Here is an 11,766-nt window from a genome sequence, read left to right on the forward strand (position 1 = left end):
CGGGAAGCGCTGGCGGAGCGCTCAGCGCTCCGCCAGCGGCCGCGACGCCAGCGCACGCCCGAGCGACTCGACCGCGCGCGTCAGGAGTTCGGGCGCCATCGCGAAGTTGAATCGCACCCACTTCTCATATCCGACGCCGGAGTCCGCGCCCTCCGACGTCACGACGCGTGCGTGCTGCGCGAGGTACTCGGCCGGCCGCGACGGCAGGTCGTAGGCGCTGAGGTCGATCCAGGCGAGGTAGGTCGCCTCCGGCTCGTGGTAGCGCGCGTGCGGGGCGTGCACGCGCAGGAGCTCGGTCAGCAGACGTCGGTTGCGGTCGAAGCGCTGGATCGTCTCATCGAGCCACTCCGCGCTGTCGCGATACGCCGCGATCGCACCGATGGCGCCGAGAATGCTCCCGTTCTGCGACGGGACGATGTCGCGTTCCACCCATAGCTGCTGGTCCGCGTCGGACGTCAGGATCAGCTGCGCCGCCTTCAGCCCCGGGATGTTCCATCCCTTCGACGTCGCCGTCGCCGTGACGGTGTGCTGCGCGGCGATCTCGGATGTCGACGCGTAGGGGATGTGATGGGCGCCGGCATAGACGACGGGCGCGTGGATCTCGTCGGAGAAGACGCGGGAGCCCGTCCGATCGACCACCTCGGCGAGCAGCACCATCTCGGCCTCCCGCATCACCTGTCCGAGCGGATTGTGCGGATTGCACAGCACCAGGACGCCGCCTCCCGACAGCGCGCGCTCGATCCCGTCGAGATCGAGCTGCCACCGGCCGTCCGCCTGGACGGAGGGCACCTCGATGACCGCGCGGCCCAGCTTGCGCGGCGTCGACAGGAAGGGTGCATAGCACGGGGTGGGAACGACCACCGGCTGACCGGGAGCCGCGAAGTTGCGCAGCATCACGCGCAGGCCCTCCACGACATCGGCGACCAGATGCACGCGTTCCACCGGCACATCCCATGCGAATCGCCGCTTCAGGAAGGCCGCGCACTCGCGCTCCGCCTCGGCCGCGGTGTGCTGCGGCAGGTAGGTCAGGAACCCCGCATCGACGGCGTCGTGCAGCGCCCGCGTCACGGCGGGGGCCGTGCCGAAATCGGACTCGGCGATCCAGGCGCCCACGTGGTCCGGGGCGACCTCCCACTTTCGCGTGGTCCAGCGGTGATCGTGGCGCGAGGTGGGAGACCCGACGGACGCGGTGAGCGCTGCGCTCCCGGTGCGCAGGAGCATCCCCTGATCGGTGGCGTTCACGATCTGGGCCGTCGCGGCGTGCGTGCTCAGCGGCGTGTACTCAGACATGGCTCACTGCACTCTCAGACGGCTGGCGCCGCGCGCTGACGCTCGATCGACGAAGCGTGTCGAGGGCGGCACGGGCGACGCCGTCGGCCTCCTGCAGGAAAGTCGCATCGGCGCGCGGCATCGGGCTGATGATCGTGTCGCCGCGGTTGTCGCTCACCGGGATGCCCACCAGCTGGATGCAGTCGACGGCGGTACCCGACGCATCGATCACGCGACTCGTGCCTCGCTCGATGTCGACGCCCATGCCGGGGGTCGGCTCACCGGCCACCGAGACACGATGGTGCGAGCGGATCACGCCGTCGTCGCGCAGACCCCGGATGACCGGATCGGCGCTGCGGGCGACGTCGTGCATGTGCATCCACGCGTCGATCAGAGCGTGCGCCCGCACTTCGGACCCTTCCACGTTCGCAGATGCCGACACGAACTCACCGGAACGCAGATCGACCTCCAGCGAGGCGGACGGACCGATGAAGTGAACGATGCCCGCCTCGGTCAATGCGAGCAGCTGCGCGCTTCGGAACGCGGGAGGTCCGCTGCCGACCATTCCTCCGAATGCCATGAAATCGCGATGCGCACGGCCGAGGTAGCTGTCGGCCGTCGTTCCGTCGAACGCGAGGAGCTTCGAGACGGCCTTGCGGGCGGAGCCGAAGACCCACAACGCCGCCTTGAGCGGACTCCGCTCCCCGCGCGCGGATTCGTGCAGGTCGCGCCGGAGGTAGTCCGCGACCCACGCGTCGAAGTGCTCGGGCGAGTCGTGGAAGCCTCCGACGGGGTTCATCGCGGCTGCCAGATCGAAGCGATGTTCGGGCGCCGGCACGAGCGAGCGCAGCCGCGCGTCGATGCCGGCCAGATCCTCGCACTCGTCCAGCGCCGCCGAGAGCTCGTCCAGCGATACGTCGAACACCTCGGGTGACTGCGCGTGGAGGCAGCGGTACCAGGCCTCGTGAGCGTCGAGCACGATCGGGCGCCACAACTGACGCTCGAAATCGACAGGCGCGGTGTCGCCGGCGGCCGCACGATCCGCGACGAACGCGTCGAGGCGCGGCATCCGAGCCTGCGGCGGCAGTCCGCCATAGAGCGACTTGGCTCGAAACGGCACACCCCGGCGCGAGGTGACGTGCAGGATGGGCTCGGATCCCGAGGGGTGGTAGCGGAGCCCGTCCTCGACGCTCTCGAAGCGGCCGCCCCGCCCGACGGTCAGCAGCGCCATCGTGTCGAAGAAGCCCATGCCCATTCCGCGTACGATCGCGTGCCGGCCCGCCGGCACCGCCGACAGAACCTGATCCACCGGGCTGTCCGCGCGCACCCAGGCGAAACGACTGTCGCCCTCGATGAGGCGCGAGATCGCCGCATCCGTCTCGGTGTCCTGGCGTGCGAGCCATCCCGGCGACAGCACCACGTCGTCGACGGACAGTGTGCGGCCGTCGCTGAGATCGACCTGCGGCGCTCCATCGACGAGGCGGACACCCGTCGCCCGGGCGCGATGGAACCGGACCGACACGTTCGGAGGAAGCCGGGTGAGGGCGTGCGCGAGCACCCACGTCGAGTAGGCACCGTACAGCGCGCGACTCGGATGGCTCTCAGGACGCACGCGCACCAGCTCGTCGACGAGCGCGGGACGCTCGTGAAGGACCTGCGGGAGGTCCGCTGCCTGGAAGACGGCCCGCCGCACGGCGGCCACCTTTTCCGCATCCTCGCTGCGTTCGCCGCGCAGCGCATGGGCGGCCAGCACGCACCACTCGTAGAGGTCGGGCCCCTCGTGAACAGGCCCGGCCATCGTGACGTACGGGTCGGTGAAGAGGGTGACAGCACCGGCGAGTGTGTTCATGCACAGTTCGAGCGTCTGATCGGTTCGCCAGACCCGGCCGGCTCCGAATTCGGAGTCGTCGACGAGGTGCAGCGTCCATTCCACGCCGCCATCCAGCGACGCGTTCGCTCCGAGTCGCTCGACGATGGAGGTTCCACGCGGACCGACGCCGACGAGGCAGATGGCAGACGTTGGGTATGGCATTTCATGTTTCTACCGCGGCCACCGCCCGCCGCTGGCATCGCATCAACCCCCGTTATGCACGGGATAACCGCAGCCGCTCGAGTGCCGAACCGCGGGCGAGGTTCGTAGACTGAACGCATCTACGTGGCAGCGAGCGGGAGGTCAGGCGATGAGCGAGCTCCCCTCGCCCGCGAGCGGGCCCGCACCGGGACCCGACCTCAACATCGACGTTCAGACGCTGCGGATCGTGAAGGCCATCCACGAGTCCGGGTCGATCACGGGCGCCGCCAAAGCCCTGGGAACGACGCAGCCGGCGATCAGCCAGTACCTGCAGCGCGCCGAACGGCGACTGGCGATCTCACTCATCGTCCACCGCGGCAGGACGATCGAGCTCACCGAGGCGGGGCAGGTGCTCAGCCAGCACGCTCAGGGCGTCCTCGACGCGCTGGCGGTGGCGGGGAGCGAGCTGGCGGGCCTGGCGAGCCTGCGCTCAGGGCGCATCCGCATCGCCGGGTTCCCCTCCGTATCGGCGACGATCGTGCCTCACCTGATCGCGCGGATTCAGGACCGTCACCAAGGGCTGAGCGTCAACTACACCGAGGCGGAGCCGCCCGAGGCGACCGAGATGGTCGTATCGGGGCAGTGCGACCTGGCATTCGTCTTCAGCTATCAAGGAGAGGCGAACGGGGCCCACCACCCCGACGCGATGGCGGGCCTCACTCTGATCCCGCTCTTCATCGACCCCCTCTTCCTTCTGGTCCCGGCCGATCACCCTCTGGCGGCCGAAGAGAGCATCGACGTCGACACGCTCGAGGACGATCAGTGGATCGCCGGATGCCCGCGGTGCCGCACCCACCTGCTTCGCCTCTGCGAGGAGTACGGCTACGCTCCCGAGATCACGTACGAGACCGACAACTTCGCCGCCACCGTCGGGATGGTGGACGCCGGGCTCGGGATCTCGCTCATCCCGCGGCTGGCGCTCGGCACCGCGGCGCTTCCGTCGGGCGTCGCCGTGAAGAAGCTCAGCACCGACGCGAGCCGATTGATCAGCATCCTCGTCCCGACCGAGAAGCACGATCTGCCGGCCATCGCTGCCGCCGTCTCCACCATCCGCGCCATCGACGGCACGCGCTGGCGTCTCCGGCAGGCGTAGCGCAGGCTCCGGGCGCCGCGGCTCGCCGATGCCGACCCGACGGGTCATATCCGATGCATAAGCGACGCCGTGTTCTCGCATCGACAGGCTGCCTAAGTTCGCCCTATGAACACGATCCGATCCGGCACTCTGCGCCGCAAGCGCAGGACCCTCACCTGGCTCGGTGCGTCGAGCGTCCTCGCGCTCAGCATCACGCTCGCCAGCTGCGCCGGCACCCCGACCACCACCGCGACAGAAGAGCCTGCCGCGTCGTCATCCACCTCCACATCCACGACCGGCTCCAGTAGCGAGGTCGTCGCTCTCGCAGAAGCGTTCGCCGCAACGCTGTCCGACGATCAGAAGGCGTCGCTGTACCAGGACTACTCGCTGGAGAACGCCGAGAACTGGTCGAACTTCCCGAATGCACTGCTGGCCGGCGGCGGCCCCGGCGCGCAGAGCAGCGGCGGCGGCCGTGTCGGCCTGCAGACCGATTCCCTCACCGACGAGCAGTGGACGGCGTTGGAAGCGCTGCTGAGCGCGGTGACCGGCTCCGCCGAGAACGAAGGCTTCGACGAGATCATGCAGCATCTCGCCGCGGACGACTACCTCGCCGACAACGGCGGCGGGTCCGACTACGGCACCGGGAACTTCTTCATCGCCTTCCTCGGCACCCCCTCCGACTCCGGCACCTGGGAACTCCAGTTCGGCGGCCACCACCTCGCCCTGGCGAACACGTACGTCGACGGCGCTCTCGCCGGAGCGACTCCGTCGTTCCGCGGCATCGAGCCCTTCGAGACGGTCGAGCAGGACGGCACGACCGTCCAGGCCGAGCAGCAGGAGCAGGAGGCGTTCGCGGCGCTGCTCGCGTCGTTGACCACCGAACAGCTCGCGACGGCGGAGCTCTCCGAATCGTTCAACGACATCCTTCTCGGACCGGGCAACGACTGGGCGTTCCCCACCACGTCCGAAGGCATCAAGGGCTCGGACCTGACCGACGAGCAGAAGGCGCTCGTCCTCGCGGCGATTGCGACCTACGTCGGTGATGTCGACGATGCGGATGCCGCTGCCATCCTCGCCGAGTACGAGAGCGAACTCGACGAGACGTACATCTCCTTCAGCGGCTCGACATCGATGGCTGAGGAGGGCGACTACATCCGCATCGACGGTCCCTCCGTCTGGATCGAGTCCTCGATGCAGCACGGCATCGTCCTTTCCGGCGCGCACCCGCACTCGGTGTGGCGCGACAAGCAGAACGACTACGGCGGCACGACCTCCTGATGCGCCGGGCTCTCCTCGCCGCGCTCGCTGTGCTCCTCGCGTGCGCGGCGAGCCTGCTCGTCGCGGCCCCTGCGTCCGCGCACGTCGTGCCATCGACGGTGATCGCTCTGGATGTCCACGAAAGCGACATCACCGCGTCGATGACCCTGCCGGCCTCCGATCTGTCCATCGCCAGCGGAATCGAGATCACGGATGCCGTCGACGCGACGACCGCGGAGGAGATCGAGCAGTATCTCGAGGAGCATTTCGCCGTGACCTCCGACAACGCAGGCTGGACGGTCGCGGTCGATGACGTCTCGGTCGCCGACACCGAGCAGTGGGGCACCGGCGAGTTCGCCGCGGTGACGGCGACCGCCACGTTGACGCCACCCGCCACGGCTGATCTGCGGGCGTTCACGCTGGACTACGACGCGATCATCCATCAGGTGGTCACGGCCGACATCTACGTGACGCTTCACACCGACTGGGCGTCGGGCGAACTCGAGTCGGCTCGCGACCTCGGCACGATAACGACCGACACGGTGTCGGGCGCCGTTGCTCCGCTGAGCATCGACCTCGACGACGGCAGCCTGTGGCAGGGGTTCGCCGGCATGGTCGGGCTGGGCATCTCGCACATCGCCGAGGGAACGGACCACCAGCTGTTCCTGCTGACCCTGCTGCTTCCGGCTCCGCTGATCGCGCTGCGCGGGCGCTGGCGAGGCGTCGCGCGTCCTCGCACCACGATCCGGCGGATCCTTACGATCACACTGGCGTTCACGATCGGGCACTCGGCGACCCTCGCGCTGGGTACTCTCGGACTGCCGGTTCCCCAGCAAGCGGTCGAGGCGCTCATCGCGGTGAGCATCCTCGTCGCGGCGGCACACGCCATCCGCCCGCTCTTCCCCGGTCGCGAAGCGCTCGTAGCCGGACTGTTCGGGCTGATCCACGGCATGGCCTTCTCGACCACGCTCACGGCGCTCGACCTGAACGGCGGTCAGCTCGCGCTGAGCCTGCTCGGGTTCAACATCGGCATCGAGCTCATGCAGCTGCTGGTCGTCGCGCTGGTGCTGCCACCGCTCGTGCTGCTGGCGCGAACGCGCATCTACACGCCGCTGCGGATCATCGCCGCGTCGATCACGGCCCTCGCGGCCGTGGGGTGGCTGGTCGATCGCCTCGGGGTGCCGAATGCGATCGGCGAGGCAGCAGATGCTCTCGGGGTCATCGGGCCCGCTCTGGTTCTCGCTCTGTGGCTCGCCGGGATCGTCGTCGCCGTGCGGCGGCTGGTACCGCGAACCGGGCGGTCGTCGGCACGCGACGACCCGCGGGCGCTCGCGCCGCTGGTCGACGGCACCAGCGAGAGGGAATCGGTCGTCAGGCTCTGAGGTGGCCAGGTGCACGACGCACGATCTGCCGGCTCAGAAGGTCGCGAGGAGCCCGCCGTCCACGGGCAGCACCGCACCGGTGATGTAGGTGTTCGCCTCGGACACCAGGAAGGACGCAGCCACGGCGATCTCCTCAGGGCGCGCGGGGCGGCGCAGCGGGATGCGGGCATGCTCCACGTAGACGGTCTGAAACCAGTCGGTGTCATACTCGCTGCGCCCGTCGGCGAGCAGCGCCATGGGTGTGTCGACGAATCCCGGCGCCAACGCGTTGACGAGGATTCCTGATGCCGCGAGATCGACGGCGAGAGCACGGGTGAGGGCGTGCACCGCTCCCTTGCTCGTCGCATACGCCGAACCGCCGGCGCCGGCCGCAAGGCCCTGCACCGAGCCGATGTTGAGGATCCTCGCGGACGGAGACCGCCGCAGGTGCGGCAGGAAGCACGCGACGACCCGCGAGATCCCGATGACGTTGACATCCAGCACCCGGCTCATCGTGACCCCGATGTCGACGGCGTCGGGTGGGACGTCGGCCGGCACCGCGGCGGAGTTCACCAGCACGTCCACTCGCTCGATCTCGGCGGCACGGTCGAGATCGCGCTGGTTCCCGACGTCGAGCAGCATCGGCTCGGCCCCCAGCCGCTCCGCCACGGCGACGACGCTCGCACTGCGATCGGCGATCACGACCCGCAGCCCCTGATCGATGAGGCGCGCGGCGATCGCTGCGCCGATCCCACTGGCACCGCCGGTCACCACCGCGGTGCGCTCCGATGACGTCATTTCTCTCCGCTCGCGTAGGGGTTTCATAAATCGATTCAGTAGCCTGCATACCCGACCTACACGCCTCAGAATCAAGATTCACATCGTTTTGAATGAAACCATTCACTAGGCTATCCCCCAACGGCGAGACTCAGATCGGAGAATCGGATAGTGGATGCCTCCGGACCCGACATCTCGCCGTTCGGCGACATCACCACGACGATGAACATGCTCGCCGGCTGGCTCGGGCATCCGGTCGCGCTCGTCGACACGGAGTGGCGGGTGCTCGCGTTCTCGGCGATCGACCCCGCGACCGCGGATGATCTGCAGCGCGACGCGATCCTCTCCCAGTCCGTGCCGGCGGTCCATGCGCGCACCGACTCCCGCGACCGGATCCTCCGCTCACCGGGCCCGGTCGCCTTCCCGGCCGGACGCACCGCGACGGGCGAGGAGGTGTCCGCGCGCATCGGGATCCGGGTGAGGCACGCCGATCGCCCTCTCGGCATGCTCTGGATCCTCGGAGACGCCGACGCGCTCACCCTCGGCGGCCAGGCGCACCTGCGACGCGTCTCCGACGCGGTCGCAGCCCATCTGGAATGGGAACGGATCTCACGCACGGCCGATCGTGCACGCTCGGCGGCACTCGTGCGCGCGGCCGTGGACGGCAGCGATGCGAGCGCGAGTGGTCGCCTCGGCTTCTCCCCGGAGCGAGGGATGCGTATCGCCGCCATCGTCGGTGAAGGATCGATCGTCGATCTTCGCGACACGTTCGATCGTGAGCTGACCGGATTGGGGGTCGCGGCCGCCACCACGGTGATCGGCGACCGGATGATCGTGCTCGGCGATTCAGGACTGCACGGCGCACTCTCACGCCTGATGTGCACACTGCCGGTCCTCGCGGGTACGCGTGCCGGGGTGGGCGGTACCGTCCGTCGAGCGGCCGACCTCCCCGAGTCCGCTCGCGAGGCGGGGGCCGCCCTGACGGCCAATGCTCACGCCGGTACCGCACGCGAGATCGACGAAGTGCTGGTCGAGGCCGCGGTGCGCGAGATCGCCGGTCTCGTAAAATCCGACCCCGGGCTGCTCGTGCACCGCCTGAGCCCGGCCCTGGACGACGGAGTCCGCGCCTACGTCGATTCGGGCGCGGATGCGCGCCGCGCGGCCGAGGTGCTGCACGTCCACCCGAACACCGTGCGGTACCGGGTGCGTGCGCTGCGCGATCGCGGGACGGATCTCGATGACGCGGATACGCGCCTGCTCCTCGCCCTGCTCGTCCGTGCGACGGCGGAGGGGTGACCGCGTTCGCGGGTATGGTGTGAATGGCGTTGTGAAACGATTCACTGACGCGATCCGCCTGGGGAAGAGAGGCTCTCATGACAGACGCACACGACCCGATCGGACCCTCACCGTCGTGGCACGCCTGGCGTGACAGCGCGGGTCTCGGGCTCTGGAGCTGCCTGGACTCGGAGTCGGCGGTCGCGTCCTTCACCGCTGCCGGCTTCGACTACCTCGCGATCGATCTGCAGCACGGGATGCTTCCGCCCAGTGCCGTGCACCGGATCGCGCGGGTCCTGCGCGCGACACCGACGACGTGCGTGGTGCGCGTCGCGTGGAACCGCCCCGAGCTGGTGATGCAGGCGCTGGACTTCGGTGCGGAGCTCGTCGTGGTGCCCATGGTGGAGTCCGCCGCCGAAGCAGCGGCCGCGGTGCATGCCGCGTCGTACCCGCCCGACGGCGCGCGGAGCTGGGGACCGTTGTGGCCCGACACGGCGCGCCGGCCCGGCGATGCGAACGCGATCGTCGGATGCCTCGCCATGGTCGAGACCCGGAGGGGCCTCGATCGAGTCGAGGAGATCGCCGCGACGCCCGGGCTCGCGGGAATCTACGTCGGGCCGAACGATCTGGCGCTCGGGCTCGGCCGAGGACGGGCGACCTACTCGGACGACGACGTCGTGCACGATGCCCTTCAGTCCGTGGCGAACGTCTGCGACCGCCACGGCATCCTCGCCGGACTGCACTGCTCCTCGCTCGAGATGGCCCGCTACTGGCAGCCGCGCGGCTTCCAGATGCTGACCATCGGCACCGACACGTCGCTGCTCTCGGATGCCGCCCTCGCACTCGCCGCGCGCTCCCGGGCTGAACCCGCCCCCGTGGTGCGCGGGTACTGATCCGCCCGGGATCGGGATCTTCGCGGGTCAGTCGCCGCGCGGTAGATCGGCGCCGGCTCGGCGCGTGCAGGCCCCGGTGCTCACCGCGTCTGGGCGGCGTGGAGGCGCGCGTACGAACCTCCGTCGGCCAGAAGGCGCCCGTGCGTACCGATCTCGACGATCCGCCCCCGCTCCATGACGACGATCCGATCGGCATCCCGCACGGTCGAGAGGCGGTGGGCCACGACGAGCGACGTCCGGCCTCGCCGCAACACCGCGAGCGCGGTCTGGATCTGGGCCTCGGACGTACTGTCGAGGGCGCTGGTCGCCTCGTCGAGCAGCAGGATCCGCGGGTCTCGGATCAGCGCGCGCGCGATCGCCAGTCGCTGTCGTTGCCCACCCGAGAGCCGCGCGCCGCGCGGGCCGACGCGCGTATGCCAGCCATCGGGGAGGTTCTCGACGATCTCCATCGCCTGCGCGTCGCGGAGGGCGGCCTCGACCCGTTCGTCGGTCACATCGACGAGACCGAACGTGACGTTGTCGCGAATACTCCCCTCGAACAGGACCGATTCCTGCGGCACGACCGACATGAAGCGCCGCACCGTCCGCATGTCCAAGGTCTCGGCATCCGCACCGTCGATCAGGAGCCGTCCGGTCGTCGGACGGATGAAGCCCAGCACGAGGTTGAGCGTCGTCGACTTGCCCGACCCGGAAGGTCCGACGAACGCGATGGTCTCGCCCGGCTCGATCTCGAGGTCGAGACCGTCGAGCGCGACTCGGTCGTCGTCGGGGAACGAGTACGTGACCCCCTCGAAGCGGATCGTGCCGCTCACCGAATCCACGCCGCGCTTTCCGTCGTTGCGCTCGATGTCGGGGTCCTCGACGATCTCTGCGATCGACTTCATCGACTCGAGGCCTTTGCTCAGGACGGGCGTGAGGCCGACGAGCTGCGAGACGGCTGTCGTGAGCGTGGCGAAGTAGGTGCTCAGCAGCACGACCTGACCGGGGCTGATGGGCAGGATGCCCGACATCGCGGCGTACCCCGCGAAGCCGAGGCACAGCATCGAGAGGATGTTGAAGGCGACCCACGAGGTCGTCTCGAATCGGCCGTTCAGACGGTCCAGCGCCATCCCCGCCGTCTTCACCCGTTGCGCCGTCGCTGAGACCCTTTCGGTCGCGGTCCGTTCGAGGCCGTGGGCCCGGGTGATCGGGATGAGACTCGCCATCTCGCTGACGGTCGACGACAACTGCTCGACCTCCGCACGGAAGCGTTCGTTGCGCCGCGCCGCGCGCGTGCGCATCCCGGCGACGAGGCCCGCGGCGATCGGCACGGTCAGCGCGTAGACGAGCAGGAACGCCGGCGCCTGCACCGCGGTCACCGCGATCGACCCGATCAGGATGCTGCCGGCCACCGCGACGACCGGGAACACCTGCTGCATCAGCAGCTCGATGTTCTCGACGTCACGCACCATCTTCGTCTGGATGATCGAGGCGCTGCGCCGCGAGTGGTAGCCGATCGAGAGCCCCTGCAGACGTTCGGTGAGGGCGTTGCGGATGTCCGCGCCCACGGATCGGTAGACCCGGCTGTAGAGGCGGACGTAGATCAGATGATTGGGGTAGTTCTGAAGGAGCACGAGGCTCGCGGCGGCGACCAGGATCATCAGCCTCGGGATGTCGTCGCCGGCCACGACGGTATCGATGATCATCGCCGTGAATACCGGGATGACCCACAGCGGCGCATCCTTGAGGACGTGGAAGAACGCGGCTGCGATCACCCTGCCCCGGTAGGGACGGAGCATCGCGAACAGCGAC

At 69.1% G+C, this 11,766-nt stretch carries 9 protein-coding genes; 5 read left to right on the forward strand and 4 right to left on the reverse strand.

The window, feature by feature from the left end; all coding sequences use genetic code 11:
- Nucleotides 1-21 precede the first annotated feature (21 nt).
- Both KEC57_RS05130 and KEC57_RS05135 read right to left on the reverse strand, forming a co-directional pair.
- Nucleotides 22-1,290, reverse strand: a complete 1,269-nt coding sequence (locus tag KEC57_RS05130; protein ID WP_229383442.1) for a MalY/PatB family protein — start codon at nt 1,288-1,290, stop codon at nt 22-24.
- On the reverse strand, nt 1,283-3,301 hold the full coding sequence (locus KEC57_RS05135) for an FAD/NAD(P)-binding protein (protein WP_229383443.1): 2,019 nt from the start codon (nt 3,299-3,301) through the stop codon (nt 1,283-1,285). The genes KEC57_RS05130 and KEC57_RS05135 overlap by 8 nt, the downstream gene beginning before the upstream one ends.
- Before the next feature lie 148 nt (nt 3,302-3,449).
- Here KEC57_RS05135 and KEC57_RS05140 point away from each other — a divergent pair, with 148 nt between their 5' ends.
- From KEC57_RS05140 to KEC57_RS05150, 3 genes are all read left to right on the forward strand, one after another.
- On the forward strand, nt 3,450-4,433 hold the full coding sequence (locus KEC57_RS05140) for a LysR family transcriptional regulator (RefSeq protein WP_229383444.1): 984 nt from the start codon (nt 3,450-3,452) through the stop codon (nt 4,431-4,433).
- Between the two features lie 105 nt (nt 4,434-4,538).
- Nucleotides 4,539-5,690 carry a DUF3500 domain-containing protein gene (locus KEC57_RS05145; protein WP_229383445.1) on the forward strand — a complete coding sequence of 384 codons (1,152 nt, stop codon included), beginning with the start codon at nt 4,539-4,541 and terminating at the stop codon, nt 5,688-5,690.
- Nucleotides 5,690-7,051, forward strand: a complete 1,362-nt coding sequence (locus tag KEC57_RS05150) for a HupE/UreJ family protein (protein ID WP_229383446.1) — start codon at nt 5,690-5,692, stop codon at nt 7,049-7,051. Before KEC57_RS05145 ends, KEC57_RS05150 begins: the two co-directional genes overlap by 1 nt.
- A gap of 33 nt (nt 7,052-7,084) precedes the next feature.
- Here KEC57_RS05150 and KEC57_RS05155 read toward each other — a convergent pair whose 3' ends face one another.
- Entirely contained in the window at nt 7,085-7,828 is a 744-nt protein-coding gene (locus KEC57_RS05155; RefSeq protein WP_229383447.1) for an SDR family NAD(P)-dependent oxidoreductase, read from the reverse strand.
- A 150-nt stretch (nt 7,829-7,978) separates the two neighbouring features.
- On the opposite strand from KEC57_RS05155, the gene KEC57_RS05160 reads away from it, so the two are divergent.
- Entirely contained in the window at nt 7,979-9,103 is a 1,125-nt protein-coding gene (locus KEC57_RS05160) for a PucR family transcriptional regulator (RefSeq protein WP_229383448.1), read from the forward strand.
- Between the two features lie 77 nt (nt 9,104-9,180).
- Nucleotides 9,181-9,975: an HpcH/HpaI aldolase family protein gene (locus KEC57_RS05165; RefSeq protein ID WP_229383449.1), complete on the forward strand. Its 795-nt coding sequence runs from the start codon at nt 9,181-9,183 to the stop codon at nt 9,973-9,975.
- Between the two features lie 80 nt (nt 9,976-10,055).
- Here KEC57_RS05165 and KEC57_RS05170 read toward each other — a convergent pair whose 3' ends face one another.
- Nucleotides 10,056-11,753 (reverse strand): ABC transporter ATP-binding protein, encoded by a 1,698-nt coding sequence (locus KEC57_RS05170; protein WP_229383450.1) that lies wholly within the window; start codon nt 11,751-11,753, stop codon nt 10,056-10,058.
- Nucleotides 11,754-11,766: the final 13 nt, after the last annotated feature.

It is taken from the genome of Microbacterium allomyrinae, from assembly GCF_020682705.1.
In the GTDB taxonomy this organism is placed as follows: domain Bacteria; phylum Actinomycetota; class Actinomycetes; order Actinomycetales; family Microbacteriaceae; genus Microbacterium; species Microbacterium allomyrinae.